This is a genomic window from Idiomarina sp. A28L, assembly GCF_000218785.1.
Lineage (GTDB): Bacteria > Pseudomonadota > Gammaproteobacteria > Enterobacterales > Alteromonadaceae > Aliidiomarina.
The window spans coordinates 193,065-213,061 of the sequence record NZ_AFPO01000007.1 but is presented as its reverse complement, the minus strand read 5'-3'; the positions used below and the strand labels follow the sequence as shown (position 1 = coordinate 213,061).

Sequence of the window (19,997 nt, the reverse complement as noted above, 5' to 3'; positions counted from 1 at the left end):
TACTTGGCCTACGCAGATTTGCGCAATAGCCCCTGTTTTTTCAAATGAACGAGCAACATAGAAACCGCTGCAGGAGTAATTCCCGAAATACGCATAGCTTGGCCAATAGTTTCTGGCCGATGTTCAGTAAGCTTTGCAATTACTTCATTTGAAAGCCCAGAAATGGTGCTGTAATCAAATTCAGGTGGAAGCTTGGTGTTTTCATGGCGCAAAGTTTTAGCAATTTCTTCTTCTTGGCGCTTAATATAACCGGCATATTTTACCTGTATTTCAACCTGATCAGCGGCGAGCGGGTCGGTTAAACCCGGGCCTAGGCTCGGAATACTTGTTAATGCCTGATAAGTAACTTCAGGGCGGCGCAATAATTCTTCTAAGCTCGCTTCTTTGCTAATCGGTGTTTTCAACAACGGGTTTACCGCATCTACCGCAACATGATCTTTATGTAACCACGTTGAACGTAAACGTTGTTTCTCAAGCTCTACTGATTCTAGTTTGGTATTAAATAATTCCCAGCGGTGATCATCTACCAAACCTAATTCCCGGCCTTTTGCCGTTAATCGTAAATCAGCGTTATCTTCGCGGAGCAATAATCGATATTCGGCACGGGAAGTAAACATACGATAGGGTTCTTTTGTGCCTAAGGTGGCCAAATCATCGATAAGAACGCCGGTATAAGCTTCATCACGGCGCGGACACCATGAATCTATACCATCTACTGCCAATGCTGCGTTAACGCCAGCAATTAAGCCTTGCGCCGCCGCTTCTTCATAACCGGTTGTACCGTTAATTTGGCCAGCAAAATATAAGCCTTGAATATACTTAGTTTCTAATGATTGTTTGAGATCGCGTGGATCAAAAAAATCATATTCAATGGCATACCCAGGGCGGGTAATATGGGCGTTTTCAAAACCACGTATGGAATGCACTAACGCTTGCTGTAAATCGAATGGCAGGCTAGTAGAAATACCATTTGGGTAAAGCTCGTTGGTATTCAAGCCTTCTGGCTCAACGAATATTTGATGGGAATTTTTATCTGCAAACCGAACTACTTTATCTTCAATTGATGGGCAATAACGTGGGCCAACGCCTTCAATTATGCCTGAATACATTGGTGATCGATCTAACCCGCTTTTGATAATATCGTGAGTTTCTAAATTGGTATGGGTGATGTAGCAGCTAATTTGTTTTGGGTGATCATCACGGCTACCGATATAAGATATTACCGGGCGCGGATCATCACCTGGTTGTTCTTGCATCACTGAGAAATCAACAGTTTTTGTATCGATTCGTGGTGGTGTGCCAGTTTTTAAACGATCAACCCGTAATGGTAATTCACGTAACCGCTTTGCTAATGCATTCGAAGGTGGATCACCTGCGCGGCCGCCGCTGTAGTTGGATAAACCAATATGAATTTGGCCACCTAAAAATGTTCCTGTGGTTAATACCACAGTTTTTGCATGAAACTTAAGCCCCATTTGGGTAACAACACCAGTAACTTTCGGGCCTAAACCAGTTTCAGTAACAATTAAATCATCAGCGGCTTGTTGGAATATTTGCAGATTTGGTTGTTCTTCTAAAGCGTGGCGAATATAGGCTTTATAAAGTGCGCGATCAGCCTGTGCGCGTGTAGCTCTTACTGCTGGCCCTTTCGAACCATTCAGTGTTCTAAATTGAATACCAGCATGATCAGCTGCACGGCCCATAATTCCGCCTAGAGCATCAATTTCTTTTACTAAGTGGCCTTTACCAATACCGCCAATGGCAGGGTTACACGACATTTGCCCAAGCGTATCAATGTTATGGGTGATCAATAGGGTACGCTTTTGCATTCGAGCTGCAGCAAGTGCTGCCTCGGTTCCTGCGTGTCCACCACCAATAACGATTACATCGTAATGCGCTTCTGTTGCCATGTAGATCTTAACCTCGGATCAAAAAATTAGTGTGTGATATCAATAACGATCGTGAATTTAGATCATTAAAACGATCACTGAGCCGAATAGTGTAGCACTTTTACTGGTTTGTAAAAACGCTTTTACACGTTGTCTTTAAGTAGATTTTACTTTGTTTCGAAGCTTAGAAGGTAATGGTAAACAGCTCGATTTTTGTATCGGAGAAGTGGGGTTTTGATGAATGGGTTTATAGATCGTGGGTAGGGGTGATTTTGTAATATATAGATCTATATTCTTTTAGATCTTTTTTATTATTCTTATTATTAGCTCGGCGAAAATCTGTGGGTATCACTGTTTAGCTTTTATAGATCAGCTGCTTAGGGGAAATGGTTGGGTGTGCATAAACAGCGATCTAATCTGAGGGTAACCAGTGGGATAAAACAAGGCTTATGCACAATGGAAGTTATCCCCAGATCTATCCCCGGATCCGATCACAAGAAAGATCATAGGTTATCCCCAGCTTTTGAAATTTTTGTATAATGATCGGAATATGTTGTGGATATGATCTGAATAACATTTTTATTCTCCAGTGTACTCTAGGTTAACAGCGGGGATAAAAAAATAAGAGTTATTCACTGAGCTTAGATATCCATTGATCAAGCCATAAAATGGCAGTGCCTTCTGGATCTAGCTCATTGAACATATCGATCTGTAATGTGGGTGCGATCAAGCTAGCGTTTAACTCTAAAATGAGAGCTTCGCCATCATCGCCAGCTTTACAAAAAGTATCGTAACTAGAATCACCAATGGCAACTATTGCAGCTTTTATCTTTTGTAAATTAGGTTTTTCGCTCACAAGCGCTTCCATAAAATCAATAATGCTTTCTGCATATTCGCCAGCACCATGGGTAGCAACACATAAAAGCCAATAGCCAGTTTCCTCTCGATGGGCCATTACTTCAGCAAGAGTTGGCTGGTCGTGTAAAGTGGCCGTGTGGCCAAGTTCAGTTAACCGTTGATTAAGTGCATCGGCAAGGTATTCAGTGTTCCCAGATGTAGTGCCAACGAGAATGTGGAAATGCATAAAGTGATCCTTAATTTAAGTGCAAAACCTTTTGTAATTTAGGATAAAAGGCATAGTTCATCAGAAAAAATGCGCATAATGCTTGAAACTCAACAAAATGTTCATATAAAAATGCTTGAATACTAACCAAATTGTACTTATCATGCCGCCTCATTTTGCTCCAACTCTTGGAGATAATGGTTCTAAATAGCTATTTCGTTGTTATTACATAGTGAATTATAGCTATTTGTTTACAACTAGAACCTAAAATACCTGTTTTTGAAATAAAAGAACTTGGCGGTACCTAAAAACGAAGCTGAAAATCAGCCTCGAAAAGGGTTAGCGCCGAGCGCGTTGTTGAACAAAAAAACAACAACTACTATATTTGTGCCTATACCGAAGTTATTCGGATTAGGTTCGTTGCTGGCAAGTGCCTGTGCAAGCGGTTGCATTGGCTTTATTCTACATTTGGTATGGGAAAATTAACATGCATCAAACATGGCAAAAGAACTGGTTTGGGAATATCAAAGGCGATTTCCTCGCTGGATTAGTGGTGGCACTCGCCTTGATCCCAGAAGCCATTGCATTCTCAATTATTGCGGGTGTAGATCCTAAAGTTGGCTTATACGCATCATTTTGTATCTGTGTAATTATCGCCTTTGTAGGTGGCCGACCAGGGCAAATATCAGCCGCTACCGGCGCTATGGCACTTTTAATGGTAACGCTTGTTAGAGATCATGGGTTGGAATATTTATTGGTAGCTACTTTGCTCACCGGTGTTATTCAGTTTGTTTTTGGGGCGTTGAAACTGGGAAGCTTAATGCGGTTCGTCTCGCGCTCGGTAGTAACCGGTTTCGTGAATGCTCTAGCCATTCTTATTTTATTGGCGCAGCTACCAGAACTTACCGATGTAACGTGGCATGTGTATGCACTTACAGCCGCTGGGTTAGCAATTATTTATGGGCTTCCTTATATCACTAAAGCTATTCCATCGCCGTTGATTGCTATTGTGTTGATTACTGGCTTTGTTATGTATACCGGTGTTGATGTTCGTACCGTAGGCGATATGGGGCAACTGCCCGATAGCTTGCCAGTTTTCTTGTGGCCAGATGTTCCGTTAAACCTTGAAACATTACTTATTGTGTTGCCATATGCGTTACCACTTGCGATTGTAGGTTTGTTGGAATCAATGATGACACAAACGATCGTCGATGATTTAACCGATACCAAATCAGATCGTAATAGAGAATGCCGTGGCCAAGGTATTGCCAACATTGGTTCAGGTTTAATGGGCGGTATGGCGGGTTGTGCCATGATTGGCCAATCAATTATCAACATTAAATCAGGTGGCCGAGGCCGCCTCTCGTCTATATTTGCCGGTGTTGCGTTAATAGTAATGGTGGTGTTTCTAGCAGATTGGGTTTCAGCTATTCCAATGGCTGCGCTAGTTGCGGTAATGATCATGGTAGCAATTGGTACCTTTAGTTGGTCTTCCATTAAAGATATGAAGCAGCACCCAATGAGTACTAATATTGTAATGCTTGCAACGGTTATTGTGGTGGTTGCCACTCATAACTTAGCCATTGGTGTGTTTGTGGGTGTGTTACTCGCTGCTATTTTCTTTGCGGCGAAAGTGGGTAACTACATGCATATTTCTTCTAACATTTCGAAAGATGGTAATCACCGCACTTATCAAGTGGTTGGGCAGGTGTTCTTTACCTCATCTGAGAAATTTGTGGAATCCTTTGATTTCCATGAATCTCTTGATAAGGTAACCATCGATTTGGATCGTGCTCATTTTTGGGATATCACTTCGGTAGCAGCGCTAGATAAAGTTATCTTGAAGTTCCGCCGCGAAGGTGCCGAAGTAAATGTAGAAGGCATGAATAAAGCTACGGCAACGGTTGTAGATAAGTTTGGTGTATCAGATAAACCAGATGCTATTGATCGCCTAATGGGCCATTAAGAACAAGAGGATAATGAAATGACAACACATACAGTTGCTTGTATCGATGGCTCAGCACTTAGTGATACGGTTGCCGATTACGCTGCGTGGTCGGCGAAACGTTTGAATAATTCATTAGTGCTTTTAAATGTACTTGATGATATTCGCAAATCTGATGAAGCGGATTTCAGCGGTAACATAGGTATGGATGAACGCCAACGCTTGCTCGCTGAAATCACAGAATTGGAAGAAAAGCGGGCAAAGCTTTCACGCCAACAAGGCCAAGCTTTTTTGGATGCCGCACAAAAGCACCTTTCGGCTATGGATATCGAACCGTTGTTGCGCCAACGCCACGGTGATTTGGTTGATACCTTGGTAGAAATTCAAGAAGAAGTTCGTTTATTAGTAATTGGCCGCCAAGGTAAGCGCGGTGATGGCATTGGCCAACATATTGGCCACCAAGTAGAACGTGTTATTCGTGCTATGCATAAGCCTACGTGGGTAGTTACCGGTGAGTTCCGTGAACCGAAGCAAATTATGATTGCTTATGATCATAGCGCTACGGCGAAAAAAGCGGTTGAAATGGTAGCCGGAAGCCCACTGTTTAAAGGTATTCCTGTGCACGTGGTAATGGTTGCTGCAGAAACCAATGATCACCAAGCGCAGCTTGATAACGCAGCTACGAAACTTAGCGATGAAGGCTTCAAAGTAACCACAGCATTGGTTGCAGGCGATGTAGAAGAAAGCTTGTTGCACTATGCCGATGAGAAAAAGATAGATGTTATTGTGATGGGCGCTTATGGGCATTCACGAATTCGCGAATTCTTTGTAGGAAGCCATACCAATAAATTACTGAGCAGCACTAAGGTTCCATTGTTGCTATTACGGTAAGGAGATGCCGAAACCTTTGGGTTTAAGCATTGTGTAAAGCGTGTGAGAGGAAAGGCCGTTGCAGTAAAATGCAGCGGTTTTTTTTGTTTTATGTGTTGGGCTTGAACAGATGAAGTAAATAAAGTTTATAAGCAATAAGCTTGGCATTACGTGCACTTACAAAGGTTCGGTTTTTAAGATAAGTTAAAAATATTCAGGAATCAAAAATAGGAAGCGTAAAATGGCCCACGATGTAGATTTTTATCGAAATAAACTTGAGCAGTTGCGCGCGGAAATCATAGCTTTGAACGAGAGCTCACAAGATTCAGAGCAACCCGTTGAGCTCGATCAACAAAGTATTGGCCGGCTTTCGCGGATGGACGCCATGCAAGGCCAGCAAATGGCGCAAGCTAATAAACGCCGCCGGGAAAAAATATTACGTGCTATTACTGCTGCTCTTGTGCGCATTGATAATGATGATTTTGGTTATTGTATTGAATGCGGTGATGAAATTAATGAAAAACGCTTGGAAATCGATCCAACAACCGCAATGTGCATTCAATGCATGCAAGAACTTGAAAAGCACCCGTAATGGTTAGGCCTCTTCGGTATGAGGGTATAAACTGGCCAAGCGGACGATAGCTTAAAAACCGAGGAAACTGATGGAAGCACTCGTAGAAAGAGTAAACCAATTTTTTGCGCCGATTATGAGTACGATGGAGCCTTATTTACCGCTCATCGCAGGTGTAAGCATTGTTATGTTCCTGGCTTCTGTAATTATTATTCCATTCTTAATTGTAAAAATGCCTGCTGATTACTTTATGGATAGGCGGCGAAAGCGCAATTGGACCTTTTCGCATGTTCTCATTTATGTGCTTCGAAATACGCTAGCGTTTATTTTATTTGTTGCCGGGTTGCTCATGTTGGTATTGCCGGGCCAGGGCTTGCTTACCCTAATTATTGCAGCCGTGGTTTCTGATTTTCCGGGTAAATTTACCTTTGAGCGATGGTTGTTGAGGCGCAAAGGAGTATTGCGAAGCATTAACTGGATCCGAAAACGGTATGATAAGCCAAAAATAGAAGCGCCAGAAAAGGTGAAAAAGCCGAAAAGTTAGTGCTTACCAACACCTTAACCATAGAGTTTAAAAGCAAGATTGTTAATCAACATAACTGGCAAACACTGATTGCCCAGTAGTGTTCAAACCGTTCACCGACCATGCCCCAGTAATTGGGTTTTGTAATACCCGGCCTGTCATCTGCATTACTTCGCCAGAATCAAAGGTAACCTTGATTTCACACATGTGGTTAGCTTCTTTTTTAAAATCGGGAACTTCCACAGCCACAGGTTTTGGTTCATTTCCGGGTTTGCGTCGCTTATGCCAACTCAGTTGGCGAATTTCGAAGGGCATACTATTGGCCTTTTTTGTTGGTTACACAAACAATGAACGAGAAGAGCTTGGCTAACAAGCTCTTCTCTGATTACTTATAAGATTACCTAACCTTCGTGTTTGTTAGCGCTTTTGTTGGCATCATCAACTAATAGAGCAATTGCACCATCGCCGGTAACGTTACACGCAGTACCAAAGCTATCTTGTGCCATATAAAGAGCAATCATTAGTGCTACCGCAGTTTCACCAAAGCCAAGCATTGAGCCAAGTAAACCTACAGCCGACATCACCGCACCGCCAGGCACACCGGGCGCAGCCAACATTACGATACCGAGCATCAAAATGAACGGCAAAATAGTGATGAACGATGGTACCGCTAGTGAACCATGCAACACCATAACGGCTACGGTGCAGCTTACGATAGTAATGGTAGAGCCCGCTAAGTGCGTGGTAGCGCAAAGAGGCACCGTGAAATTAGCTATATCATCATCAACATTATTATTTTTTGCACACTGTAGCGTTACAGGAATAGTGGCGGCGCTCGACATGGTGCCCAAAGCCGTGAAGTAAGCAGGCAACATGTTTTTAATCAGCTTTAAGGGTGAAGCGCCTGCTTTGATTCCGGCAATCACAAACATTGTAACGATGTAAACCCAATGCAGGGATACCGCCAGAATTAGAATCACACCGAAGGTTTTCAGGGTTTCAAATACAGTGCCCGCAGCGGCCATTTCCGCAAATACACCGGCAATGTAAAACGGTAGTAATGGAATAATTATCTTCACTAGTAGTAGCTCGATAATATCGCGGCCCTGATCGGATAATGATTTCAGCGTTTTTGCACCAGTAGCGGCAATACCTAAGCCTAAGATAAAGGCTAAGGTGAGTGCTGTCATTACGCTAAATACCGGCGGGATATCAAGGGTAATAAAGGGTTCAAGGATAACCCCCGTAAGCCCAACAACATCGGTATTTTCGGTAGCTAACATGGGCACAACTAAAGCTGCCGCGAAAAAGGCCACTACACCGGCGATTATCGTTGATAAATAGGCTATCCCCAACGTTCTGCCGAGTAACTTACCGGAATTGTTGGGTAAGCTTGCAATACCGCTGGTGATAAAGAATAGAATCAGAAGAGGAATGGTAAAGAAAAGCAATTGCCCAAACATTACTTTGAATGTTAGCAGTAATTGCGTAAACCAATGTGGTGCGTATAGCCCGATAAAGCTACCAACCACAATACCGGCGATGAGTTTAAAGATAAGGCCCATAATCTGTTCTCGTTGTTGTTTTTAGTGGGGGCGCCAAGGCGCCTGTTTGTTTTATGCTGATACTTTAACGCGAGCAAGAGCATAGCACAAAAAGAAAAGTGTAGAGGTTGGTGCAGCGTTGGCTAACGAGTTCGCTGTTTAACTAGAGATTCCGCAACAAAACGCGCACCAGCGTTTATGCCCTGGTTGTAGCCCATATTTAAGGCATCAATATCCATGGTAAAGCGGCTCACCGGAAAATTTGAGGGCGGCGATATGATATTGAGTTGCAAATCTACCGGAGGATTGGCAATGAAATCTAGTGCTAGATTGTATTGATCGTTACGGGCGGTAACAGCAGCAAAAAGCGCTGGGTGATCGGCAAATAACGGCTTTAATAAGTTAGGAAAGCGCGCCCGCTTCTTTTTAAAACCTAAAGGTTGCGATAACAATACTGTTATATTTCGAGCGCCTTGCTCGTAAGCCCGAATAACCGGAATTGAATCAGCTAAACCACCATCTGTCATGGGCTCTTCATCAACTGGCGGGAATTCCCGAAATACCACCGGCATGGCACACGAAGCTGGAAACAATATATTCATATTGTGTTCATTTACTAGGTAATAACATGCCTTTCCAGTAACAACGCTAGTGGTTACTACCGTAAGTGGAATACCTCGATTTAGAAACTGTTGAATATTCAATGGCACTTCTTCAAAGGAAGTATGCCAAAGCCAACTTACATCACAAAAATGACCGCCTTTCAGATAGCGGCGAATATTCATAAATTCTTCACGGCGGGCGTAATCGGTAATTACTTCATAAGAACGCTTGTGATTACCAGCAAGATAGCCAATTAAGTTTGTGGAACCGGCCGAAACACCAATGGCTGAATCGAACGGATAAAATTCTTCCCTAATAAAGGCATCGAGCACACCGGAAGCAAAAATACCGCGCATAGCACCGCCTTCAACTACAAGGGTGTGGTGCTCGGAATCGTGAACTGCATCAAAACTGTTATGTTGCATTCGCTATTTCCCGATACAAAAACTACTAAATATCTTGCCGAGTAAATCATCGGAGGTGAATGCGCCGGTGATTTCGTTTAGGTGGTGTTGCACTAGGCGAAGCTCTTCAGCTAGAAGCTCACCGGCTTGGTAAACTTCGAGTTGTTCTTGTCCGGAAAGTAGATGTGCTTTTGCGCGGGCGATTGCATCGAGGTGGCGGCGGCGTGCCATAAAGCCGCCTTCCATGTTTTCGTTGAAGCCCATACACGATTTTAAATGTTCGCGCAAAAACTCAATGCCTTCGCCAGTAGAGGCGCATAGTGAAACAACGGGAATGCCATTGATCTCGCGAAAACCTGGCTGCTCGGCGGTTAAATCAACCTTGTTTCGAATCACACTGAAGGGCAGGTTTTCCGGTAACCGAGCAAAAAATTCGGGCCAAATATCATCGGGGTGCACCGCGTTAGTTTCGGTGCTATCCACCATAAATAATACGCGATCGGCTTGTTCTATTTCGGCCCATGCGCGCTCGATGCCTATTTGTTCTACTTTATCGGGGCTTTCGCGTAGGCCTGCGGTATCGATAATATGTAATGGCATGCCATCGATTTGAATGTGCTCGCGCAAAACATCGCGCGTGGTGCCTGCTATATCGGTAACTATCGCCGATTCACGGCCTGCGAGCTCATTTAACAAGCTCGATTTCCCAGCATTTGGGCGGCCAGCAATTACCACCCGCATACCTTCGCGTAGCAACGAACCTTGCTTTGCTTGCGTTTCAACTTTGGCTAACGAACTAATGATTTCATTCAAATCGCCCGCTACTTTGCCATCGCTAAGAAAATCTACTTCCTCTTCCGGAAAATCAATCGCGGCCTCTACATACATGCGCAGGTGAATAACCGCATCTACCAGTTGGTCGATTTTGTGCGAGAATTCGCCCTGTAAGCTCTGCAGTGCCATTCGTGCAGCTTGTTCCGATGTAGTATCGATTAAATCAGCAATAGCCTCTGCTTGCGCTAAATCGAGCTTATCGTTCATAAACGCGCGTTCGCTAAATTCACCAGGGCGCGCTAAGCGTGCGTGATTCGTAGCAAGAATTGCTTTAATGAGCATATCAATAACCACCGGGCCGCCGTGGCCTTGTAGTTCTAGAATATCTTCACCGGTAAACGAATTCGGCCCTTGGAAAAACAGCGCTATGCCTTGATCAAGAAGTTCGCCGGCAGTGTTCTTAAACGCGGTGTAATCGGCATACCGTGCTTTTGGGCAATGGCCAAGAATGATGAGGGCAATATCTTTCGCTGCTGGGCCACTTACCCGCACAATACCTACACCACCTTTACCCGGCGGGGTGGCTTGCGCCACTATAGTATCGGTATCATGGTTTAATGTTGCTTCGTCAAGGTTATTGCTGGCGCTTGAATCAGGAGCCGAATTGGTCATGTTAGCCTCGAACAGGTAAAAGCAGAACGTATGGGCATATAATAGAGCAAAAAGCCGACAAAATCAGAGTATTCATGTAGGCGCATACATGCCACATGATTAATAAAAAACCACCATGGCTTTTTTACAGCAGCATGGTGGTTTTTAAACGCCCCCGAAAAGACGTTTAGGATATCGAATTAATTAACGAGCTTTTGCTTTACTCTTCTTTTCATCTTGTTTTTCAATTTGGCGGTAAATCCATGTCATTTGCGTAATTGAAATCAAGTTACTCACTAACCAGTAAAGTACTAAGCCGGCAGGGAAGAACAGGAAGAACACCGTAAAGATAATCGGCATAAACTGTAGAATCTTCTGCTGCATTGGGTCGGTTACAGGCGTTGGCTGTAAACGCTGCATTAGCCACATACTCGCACCCATTAATAATGGCAGGATGAAGTAAGGGTCGCGGCTCGATAAATCGTTAATCCATAGCATGAAATCGGCATGGCGAATTTCTGGGCTTTCTAATAGCACCCAGTAAAGCGCTAAGAAGATTGGTAATTGCAGTAACATAGGCAAACAACCACCAAGAGGATTCACTTTTTCCTCTTTATACATCTTCATCATGGCGGCCGACATCTTCTGCCGATCATCACCAATTCGCTCACGCATTTCTTTCATTTTCGGCGCGATTTTCCGCATTTTCGCCATGGAAACATATTGCGCTTTAGTAAGCGGATAAAGCAGTGATTTAATAATCACAGTAACTAAGATAATGGCTAAGCCCCAGTTAATAACAAAGCTTTGTAGCAATGATAGTAACCAATAAATAGGCTGTGCGAGCCACCATAAAAAGCCGTAATCAACAGTTAGGTTGAGGTGTTCAGCAAGCTCTTTTAAACGCGCCTGATCTTTCGGGCCCATATATAGTGCACTGCTGAGTTCTAAGCGTTCGCCAGGTGCAACTGTGTGCGCAGGGCCAATAAAACCAATCATACCTTCGCCAAGCGCATTATTGTTGGTATAAAGGCGGTTTGTTACTTCTTGATCGGGAACCCAAGCGGTTACAAAGTAATGTTCAAGCATCGCAACCCAACCTGCAGGGGTGTTGTTGCTTAATGCACTATCTTGAATATCGCTAAAGCTATACTTTTTGTAGCGATTGCTTTCAGCCGAGTAGGCTGCACCACGGTAAGTAGGCATGAACATACTATCGCGGCCGCCACCAAGCATGGTTTGCTTGAGCTGGCCGTACATGCTCATGGTTTTTGCACGTTCGCTGTTGTTCGTTACCGTATAATCAACGTGAACGGCATAATCGCCACGTTCGAAACTGTAGGTTTTCGTGATTTCGGTGCCATCTTCTTGCGTATATACTAATGGCACTACTAAAGTATCACCATTAAGTTCATAGCTACGCCGTTGCGCCGAATAAACTGGGCGTGAATCGGCACTATCAACGCCATCAGGGCCAATTAAACCACTTTGCGCGATGTGTAAGTTGCCTGGGCGCTGATAAAGAATAGTGTAGCGGCCTTCTTCACCTAAAGTTTCAGCGTGTTCGAGTAATTCTGATTTTATTAAATCACCACCGCGTAAACTTATTTCTACGCGCAATACATCGGTAGATACGATAATCGTATCGCCTTCAACTGCGGTAGTTTCAGTAGTGGGTGAAGCATTGTTATTGCCAGCTACAGGAATATCACCTGTTGCTTGCGGTACATCGTTGTTAGCTGCAGGTTCTGCTACTTGTGGAGCGGTAGTAGCATCGATACCTGGGGTGTTGCCACCTTTGAGTTGCCATTGTTGGAACATAAAAAATGATAGAACCAAAAGGGCAATAACCAGAATTGTACGTTGCGAATCCATAGTTACTTCTTCTCTCGTTGCGTTTCTTGGTGTTCGGTATCGCTAGGCGAACCGGGAACCGGATCAAAACCACCGGGATATCCCGGATGACACTTACTAATTCGTTTTATGGCGAGCCAGCTACCTTTACCTACACCATGCAGCTTTAGGGCTTCTTTGGTGTATTCGGAGCAAGTTGGATAAAACCGGCAACGCGGGCCCAACAGCGGGCTTATCACCAACTGGTAAACTCGAATTAATGCTACCATTACTTTAATAAGTATTGATTGCAGCGCTTGCCCAATTTTCGCCATAAATAATCCAATAACTCTCTGAGGGCTTGGTTATCTAATTTCATCACCCCAGGTTTAGCGATGACGATGATATCAAAGCCAGCCAGTTTATGCTGCTTTAAACGGTAGGTTTCACGAATGATTCTTTTTATGCGGTTACGATCAACGGCGCGCTTAGCATTTTTTTTGCTAACAGTAACACCCATGCGCGGGTGTTCCCGTTGATTAGGCTTGGCAAGAAACGTGAATTCGTTGCTTACAGCTTTAACAGGAGGATTATTGAAGACGTTTTGAAAGTCTGCGGGAGTTAACAGACGTAACTCCCGAGGGTATGTATACCGACTCACTCAGCAACCTGAGCTTTGCTTAACGAAGCGATTCGTTTAAGCAGCTAGTTGCTTACGTCCTTTTGCACGACGACGAGCAAGGACTTGACGCCCATTTTTAGTTGCCATACGTGCACGGAAGCCATGAGTACGCTTGCGTTTTAATACACTTGGTTGAAATGTTCTTTTCATAGCTGTTCTTCCGTAGCTGATCTGAGTTCAAAATGAGCGCGGATTCTACCCATAAAAAGGATCGCTGTCAAATATAATCGCTAAAAAAGGCCTGTGGATAACTTTACATTTTCGGGGTCAAAATACTGGCGTACTACGGGTATTTTACGTAGAATGAAGAGTCGGGTTTGAGGTCGTCTGGAAGAACGATCAGGGCCTTGATCTGTAACGGGATCAGCGCATTGTATATGATCACGAACGGTGCGCAGGATTCGTGCGTTTTAAGCGCACGAATAATAAGAACTAATTCAATAAAATACAGGAGTAGATGGGGTGATCTGTGAGTAATTCACTGTGGAACGATTGCGCGGCGCGTTTACAAAACGAGCTGCCGGCACAACAGTTCAACACTTGGATTCGCCCATTGCAGGCTGATCTAGAGCAGAACACGCTATTCCTGTATGCGCCTAACACTTACGTGGTGGAATGGGTAAAAGATAAATATCTCAAGCAAATCATTACCTTTTTACGCAGTTCATCTGGAGAGCAAGCTCCGAACGTTGAATTGCGAGTGGGTGGTTCGCGCAAGCCAGCGCCTATAAATGGTGGTGCATCAACACCGGCAGCTGCGAATGGTACAGGCACCGCCTCGAACGCTTCGCAAGATACCAATAAACCTAACGAAAATTCTGCGGCTGCGAACGGCAATAGCAATGGCCGCCAACAATATACGCCGCAAGTATTAACTAATCCCATTGATCGGCCCATTTCGTTACAGCACAGTAATTTACAACCTACGTACACGTTCGATAACTTCGTGGAAGGCCGCTCGAATCAGTTAGCGCGTGCCGCGGCATCGCAGGTAGCTGAAAACCCGGGTAAGGCTTACAACCCGTTGTTTATATATGGCGGCACAGGTTTAGGTAAAACCCATTTATTGCATTCGATTGGTAATGGTATTTTGGCGAATAAGCCTGATGCGAAGGTATTTTATTTGCGAGCTGAACGTTTTGTGCAAGATATGGTGTATGCCATGAAGCACAATAAAATTGATAGCTTCAAAGAAAGTTACCGCAGTGTTGATGCGCTGCTAATTGATGATGTGCAATTCTTTGCTAAAAAAGATCATTTTCAAGATGAATTTTTCCATACGTTCAACTGGCTTCTTGAAGGGAATCAACAGGTTATATTAACCAGCGATGTTTACCCGAAGGAAATTGAGGGTGTGGATGAGCGTTTGAAATCACGCTTTGGTTGGGGGTTAACCGTAGCCATTGAGCCGCCAGAGTTACCTACACGTGTTGCTATTCTTGAGCGTAAAGCGGAAGAGCGGAAAACAAAATTACCACATGAAGTGGCCTTTTTTATCGCCAAGCGTTTACGCTCAAATGTTCGTGAACTTGAAGGCGCACTGAACCGTGTTATTGCCAACGTTACTTTAACCGGCCGCGATATCACTATCGATTTTGTGAAAGAAGCACTGCGCGATTTAATTGCGGCGCAAGAGCGCTTAGTAACCATCGATAATATTCAGCGCACCGTGGCCGAGTATTACAATATAAAGGTATCGGATTTAACCTCAAAACGGCGTACTCGCTCGGTGGCAAGGCCCAGGCAAGTTGCAATGGCGTTAGCGAAAGAGTTAACTAGCCATAGTTTGCCGGAAATTGGCGATGCCTTTGGTGGCCGCGATCACACTACGGTGCTGCACGCATGCCGTAAAGTAAAAGAGCTAATTGAATCGGATCACGAAATCCAAGAAGATTATCGCAACTTGAACCGAACGTTATCGGTTTGATGCTGCAGTTAACGAAATAATAATAAGGGGAGTTAGCCGCATGAAATTCACTATTAGTCGTGATGCCTTGCTCAAGCCGTTACAGGTCGTTAGCGGAGCAGTAGAGCGCCGGAATACGTTGCCAATTTTAAGTAATGTATTAATTCAAGTTACTGAAGATAGCCTGCGCATGACAGGAACCGATTTAGAAGTTGAATTGGTTTCTGAAATTGAATTGGAAGGCGCAACGCCTGGCGAAGTTACGGTGCCAGCGAAAAAGCTATTGGATATTGTGCGTTCGTTATCTGAAGGCGCGGATGTTAAATTTGAGGCTTCCGACGATAAAGTGGTAGTGCGGGCTTCCCGAAGCAGATTTACACTAAGTAGCTTGCCAGCTAGCGATTTCCCGAATATTGACGAATGGGAAAGTGAAATTCAAATTCAAATGGCGCAAGGCGATTTGAAAGATTTAATGGAAAAAACGCATTTTTCGATGGCGAACCAAGATGTTCGTTATTATTTGAACGGCATGCTGTTTGAAGTGAACGATGATGTGCTGCGCACGGTTGCTACCGATGGCCACCGTTTAGCGCTTTCGGCCGTTTCGTTAGAGCAAAGCGCGTTGCCGCACAAGCAAGTGATTGTTCCGCGTAAAGGGGTTTCTGAGCTTCTTCGCTTGTTAGGCGATGATGATGCTCCGGTATCACTCTCGCTAGGCCAGAACCATATTCGTGTAACTACCGGAAACATGACATTCACCAGTAAGTTGTTAGATGGGCGCTTCCCCGATTATCGCCGAGTGCTGCCACAAGGCGGTGATCGTATCGTAGTTGCGGATCGTGATTTACTGCGCCAATCCTGTGTGCGTGCTTCAATTCTATCGAACGAAAAATTCCGCGGTGTGCGTATGGCGCTCTCGCCAAACGAAGTTGTGCTTACGGCCAACAACCCAGAGCAAGAACAAGCAGAAGAACGCTTGGAAGTTGATTACTCGGGAGAATCGTTTGAAATTGGGTTTAACGTTACTTACTTGCAAGATGTGCTTAATGCAATTCAAGGCGAGCAGGTGAAGCTCACGTTGAGCGACCCAAATAGTAGTGCCATTGTTGAAGATAATGCCGATGATGGTGCCCTTTATGTTGTTATGCCAATGCGCCTGTAGGGCGCGTTGCGAAGTATATGCAATTAACCCAGCTTTCGATTTCGCATTTTCGTAATCTTGAAACGATAGCGCTAGAGCCGGCGGCTGGTATTAATATTATTGGTGGCGAGAACGGCAGCGGTAAAACTAGTATTTTAGAGGCGATATATAGCTTGGGTTTTGGGCGTTCGTTTCGAACCCATCAATCTCGCCAAGTAGTGCAAGATGAGAAAGATGCGTTTACATTGTTTGCAAGAGTACAATCTTCTTCAGCAGCAAAGGATGAACAGCTAAAAGTTGGCTTTCGTAGGCAGCGTAATGGCGATACGGAAATACGTATCAACGGTGAAAACGAACGTAAATTTAGCGCGCTTGCTAGGTTGATGCCGGTACAATTGATAACACCAGAGGGTGTAGCTTTAGTTACCGAAGGGCCCAAGCTTAGGCGGCAGTTTATGGATTGGGGTTTGTTCCATGTGGAACAATCGTATTATCCTAACTGGCTTACGTTTTCTCGATTATTAAAGCAGCGTAATGCGTTATTAAAACAACGTGTTTATGAAAGCCAAGGCGGCGCACTTTGGGATAAGCAATTAGCTGAGGCAGGTGAAGCGGTAACTACTGCGAGGCGGAGTTACTTAAACGGGTTGAATAGCCAACTGAATAGCTACTGCCAAACATTTTTGCCGCAGTATGAATTTGAATTTAAGTTGCTGCAGGGTTGGTCTGATGAACTGAGTTTGTTAGAAGCACTGAGCGATAAGTTAGAGCTAGATAAGCGCCAAGGTTTTACCAGTGTAGGCCCAAATAAAGCGGAATGGCAAATTCGGGCTGATGGAATAGATGCTCGTGAGCGATTATCACGAGGGCAACTAAAGTTATTGGTAGCAGCACTTCGCTTAGTGCAAAGTGCTGATTACTTCTCGCATCGTGGTGAGCCTTGTGTCATCTTAGTGGATGACCTTCCAGCTGAGCTCGATAGCGAAAATCAACAGAAATTCTGTGATGCATTAGTGCAGAGTGGAAGTCAGGTGTTTGTTACGGCAATACATCAAGAAGAACTTAAAAGCCGTTTTCAGAGCACCGAAGCCCGATTGTTCCACGTGGAACAGGGAACAATCAAAAATGATTAAACAGGAATAATTTATGTCAGCTAGTAACTACGATCAGTCGAATATTAAAGTTTTAAAAGGTTTAGACGCCGTTCGTAAGCGTCCGGGAATGTATATCGGTGATACCGATGATGGTACAGGCCTACACCACATGGTATTCGAGGTGGTGGATAACTCAATCGATGAAGCGCTAGCGGGCCACTGCAACGAGATCTATGTAACCATGCATACAGATGGTTCGGTTTCTGTGCGAGATGATGGCCGTGGTATTCCTGTTGATATGCACGAAGAAGAGGGCGTTTCTGCTGCTCAGGTAATCATGACCGTTCTTCATGCGGGTGGTAAGTTTGATGATAACTCTTATAAAGTTTCTGGTGGCTTGCACGGTGTAGGTGTTTCGGTTGTAAACGCGTTATCGCAAAAATTGCAGCTTACTATTCAACGTACCGGCAAAATCTGGAAACAAACCTATACTCATGGCAACCCAGATGCTGATATTGCAGCGGTAGGCGATACTGATAAAACCGGTACAGAAATTCGTTTCTGGCCAAGCCATGAAACCTTTACGCAAACAGAATTTCATTACGATATTTTAGCGAAGCGCGTTCGTGAGTTATCGTTCTTGAACTCCGGGGTTTCGATTCACCTTATTGATGAAAGTTCTGGCCGCCGCGACCACTACAAATATGATGGTGGTATAGCTGCCTTTGTAAGCTACCTAAATGATAAAAAATTACCGATTCACCCAAAAGTGTTTCAGTTTTCTATTGAGCGTGAAGATGGTATTTGCGTAGAAGTGGGTTTGCAGTGGAATGATTCATTCCAAGAGCACATTTACTGCTTCACCAACACGATTCCTCAGCGTGATGGTGGTACGCACATGGCTGGCTTCCGCTCCGCGCTCACGCGCACGCTGAATACCTATATGGAGCAAGAGGGTTATACCAAGAAGGCAAAAACAAGCGCAATTGGTGATGATGCTCGAGAAGGTTTAACCGCCGTTATCTCGGTTAAAGTTCCTGATCCTAAGTTTTCTTCGCAAACCAAAGATAAATTAGTTTCTTCAGAAGTGAAAACTGCGGTAGAGCAAGCAATGAATGAGCACTTAGCGAACTACCTGTTGGAAAACCCAACGGATGCTAAAGTGATTGTTCAAAAAATTATTGATGCAGCGCGTGCTCGTGAAGCTGCGCGGAAAGCTCGGGATATGACTCGTCGTAAAGGCGCTCTTGATTTAGCCGGCTTGCCCGGTAAGCTTGCAGATTGCCAAGAGAAAGATCCTGCACTTTCAGAACTTTATATTGTGGAGGGAGATTCTGCGGGCGGTTCTGCGAAACAGGGGCGTAACCGTAAGAACCAAGCAATTCTTCCACTAAAAGGTAAGATTCTTAACGTGGAGAAAGCGCGCTTCGATAAAATGCTTTCTTCACAAGAAGTAGCAACGCTGATTACAGCAATGGGTTGTGGTATCGGCCGTGATGAATACAATCCGGATAAAACTCGGTATCACCGCATAATTATCATGACAGATGCCGACGTGGATGGTTCGCACATTCGTACCTTGCTACTTACGTTCTTCTACCGCCAAATGCCGGAATTGATAGAGCGTGGGTATATCTATATTGCCCAGCCACCGCTTTATAAAGTGAAGAAAGGTAAGCAAGAGAACTATATTAAAGATGATCCAGGTTTAATTCAGTATTTAACTACGTTGGCACTCGACCGCGCTTCATTGCATGTAAATGCAGAAGCTCCAGGTATCGCCGGCGTGGCGCTTGAAAAGATGGTTCGAGATTATCAGTTCGCTATGGATACTATTCAGCGCCTGAGCCGTTTATTACCGAAGCACATGCTCGCGCGCTTGGTATATGCCGAACGCCTTACTCCAGAAAACATGAAAGATGAAGCTTATGTGAAAACATGGGCAGAGAACTTCACAAATGATTTGATGGATAAAGAAAAAGATTCGGCCTCTTATGAAGTGTTAGTTACTCATAATGAGGACCGTGGTGTTTATTTACCAACAATTCGCTTGCGCCGCCATGGTGTGTTTACGGATTACCCGTTAACTTATGAGTTCTTGGTTTCACGTGATTATGATCGCCTAGCTAATGTAGGTACTGATATTAATGGTTTAGTTGAAGATGGCGGGTATGTTCAACGGGGCGATAAAGTTCAGCCTGTTGAGGATTTCGTTGAAGCAATTGAATGGTTAATTAGCGAATCTAAACGCGGCCTTTATGTGCAACGCTACAAAGGGCTCGGAGAAATGAACCCTTCGCAATTGTGGGAAACTACAATGGACCCAGAATCACGCCGTATGTTGCAGGTAACGATTGAAGATGCGATTGGTGCAGATCAGTTATTCTCAACACTGATGGGTGATGATGTTGAACCGCGCCGTGCATTTATCGAAAGTAATGCACTAAAAGTAGCGAACTTAGATGTGTAATAGGTACTTGCGTAAAAGGTAATACCAAGGCTCG

General features: G+C 44.3%; 17 protein-coding genes and 1 pseudogene. 8 read left to right on the top strand and 10 right to left on the bottom strand.

Annotation, left to right across the window (positions count from 1 at the left end):
- Window positions 1-8: 8 nt before the first annotated feature.
- Both mnmG and A28LD_RS02760 read right to left on the bottom strand, forming a co-directional pair.
- Complete coding sequence (mnmG, locus tag A28LD_RS02765; RefSeq protein ID WP_007419539.1) at window positions 9-1,910, bottom strand: tRNA uridine-5-carboxymethylaminomethyl(34) synthesis enzyme MnmG; 1,902 nt, start codon at window positions 1,908-1,910, stop codon at window positions 9-11.
- Between the two features lie 607 nt (window positions 1,911-2,517).
- Complete coding sequence (locus A28LD_RS02760) at window positions 2,518-2,973, bottom strand: flavodoxin domain-containing protein (RefSeq protein ID WP_007419538.1); 456 nt, start codon at window positions 2,971-2,973, stop codon at window positions 2,518-2,520.
- A gap of 466 nt (window positions 2,974-3,439) precedes the next feature.
- Here A28LD_RS02760 and A28LD_RS02755 point away from each other — a divergent pair, with 466 nt between their 5' ends.
- The 4 genes from A28LD_RS02755 (at window position 3,440) to A28LD_RS12350 (ending at window position 6,882) form a co-directional block, all read left to right on the top strand.
- Window positions 3,440-4,918 (top strand): SulP family inorganic anion transporter, encoded by a 1,479-nt coding sequence (locus tag A28LD_RS02755; RefSeq protein ID WP_007419536.1) that lies wholly within the window; start codon window positions 3,440-3,442, stop codon window positions 4,916-4,918.
- An 18-nt stretch (window positions 4,919-4,936) separates the two neighbouring features.
- Window positions 4,937-5,788 carry a universal stress protein gene (locus tag A28LD_RS02750; protein ID WP_007419535.1) on the top strand — a complete coding sequence of 284 codons (852 nt, stop codon included), beginning with the start codon at window positions 4,937-4,939 and terminating at the stop codon, window positions 5,786-5,788.
- Window positions 5,789-6,008: 220 nt separating this feature from the next.
- Entirely contained in the window at window positions 6,009-6,359 is a 351-nt protein-coding gene (locus A28LD_RS02745) for a TraR/DksA family transcriptional regulator (protein ID WP_007419534.1), read from the top strand.
- 70 nt (window positions 6,360-6,429) lie between these two features.
- Window positions 6,430-6,882 (top strand): hypothetical protein, encoded by a 453-nt coding sequence (locus A28LD_RS12350; RefSeq protein WP_007419533.1) that lies wholly within the window; start codon window positions 6,430-6,432, stop codon window positions 6,880-6,882.
- Window positions 6,883-6,924: 42 nt separating this feature from the next.
- Here the strand turns inward: A28LD_RS12350 and A28LD_RS02735 are convergent, their stop codons facing one another.
- The 8 genes from A28LD_RS02735 to rpmH form a co-directional block, all read right to left on the bottom strand.
- A complete protein-coding gene (locus A28LD_RS02735; protein ID WP_007419532.1) occupies window positions 6,925-7,176 on the bottom strand; it encodes a hypothetical protein in 252 nt (83 codons plus the stop codon).
- Between the two features lie 86 nt (window positions 7,177-7,262).
- Window positions 7,263-8,426, bottom strand: coding sequence for a dicarboxylate/amino acid:cation symporter (locus A28LD_RS02730; protein ID WP_007419531.1), 1,164 nt, complete (start codon window positions 8,424-8,426; stop codon window positions 7,263-7,265).
- 122 nt (window positions 8,427-8,548) lie between these two features.
- The gene (locus tag A28LD_RS02725; RefSeq protein ID WP_007419530.1) at window positions 8,549-9,433 is read right to left on the bottom strand and encodes a patatin-like phospholipase family protein; all 885 of its coding nucleotides are present in this window, start codon (window positions 9,431-9,433) and stop codon (window positions 8,549-8,551) included.
- Between the two features lie 3 nt (window positions 9,434-9,436).
- Window positions 9,437-10,858 carry a tRNA uridine-5-carboxymethylaminomethyl(34) synthesis GTPase MnmE gene (mnmE, locus tag A28LD_RS02720; RefSeq protein WP_007419529.1) on the bottom strand — a complete coding sequence of 474 codons (1,422 nt, stop codon included), beginning with the start codon at window positions 10,856-10,858 and terminating at the stop codon, window positions 9,437-9,439.
- 183 nt (window positions 10,859-11,041) lie between these two features.
- Entirely contained in the window at window positions 11,042-12,712 is a 1,671-nt protein-coding gene (gene yidC / locus A28LD_RS02715) for a membrane protein insertase YidC (protein ID WP_007419528.1), read from the bottom strand.
- Between the two features lie 2 nt (window positions 12,713-12,714).
- Window positions 12,715-13,005 (bottom strand): membrane protein insertion efficiency factor YidD, encoded by a 291-nt coding sequence (gene yidD / locus A28LD_RS02710; RefSeq protein ID WP_007419527.1) that lies wholly within the window; start codon window positions 13,003-13,005, stop codon window positions 12,715-12,717.
- Window positions 12,960-13,331 (bottom strand): ribonuclease P protein component, encoded by a 372-nt coding sequence (gene rnpA / locus A28LD_RS02705; RefSeq protein ID WP_007419526.1) that lies wholly within the window; start codon window positions 13,329-13,331, stop codon window positions 12,960-12,962. The genes yidD and rnpA overlap by 46 nt, the downstream gene beginning before the upstream one ends.
- Before the next feature lie 36 nt (window positions 13,332-13,367).
- Window positions 13,368-13,502 (bottom strand): 50S ribosomal protein L34, encoded by a 135-nt coding sequence (gene rpmH, locus A28LD_RS12125; RefSeq protein ID WP_007419525.1) that lies wholly within the window; start codon window positions 13,500-13,502, stop codon window positions 13,368-13,370.
- A gap of 343 nt (window positions 13,503-13,845) precedes the next feature.
- On the opposite strand from rpmH, the pseudogene dnaA reads away from it, so the two are divergent.
- From dnaA to gyrB, 4 genes and pseudogenes are all read left to right on the top strand, one after another.
- Window positions 13,846-15,279 (top strand): annotated as a pseudogene (gene dnaA / locus A28LD_RS02700) (chromosomal replication initiator protein DnaA); the annotation flags it as partial.
- 40 nt (window positions 15,280-15,319) lie between these two features.
- On the top strand, window positions 15,320-16,420 hold the full coding sequence (gene dnaN / locus A28LD_RS02695) for a DNA polymerase III subunit beta (protein ID WP_007419523.1): 1,101 nt from the start codon (window positions 15,320-15,322) through the stop codon (window positions 16,418-16,420).
- A 17-nt stretch (window positions 16,421-16,437) separates the two neighbouring features.
- Entirely contained in the window at window positions 16,438-17,532 is a 1,095-nt protein-coding gene (recF, locus tag A28LD_RS02690) for a DNA replication/repair protein RecF (protein ID WP_007419522.1), read from the top strand.
- Between the two features lie 13 nt (window positions 17,533-17,545).
- On the top strand, window positions 17,546-19,963 hold the full coding sequence (gene gyrB / locus A28LD_RS02685; protein ID WP_007419521.1) for a DNA topoisomerase (ATP-hydrolyzing) subunit B: 2,418 nt from the start codon (window positions 17,546-17,548) through the stop codon (window positions 19,961-19,963).
- Window positions 19,964-19,997: the final 34 nt, after the last annotated feature.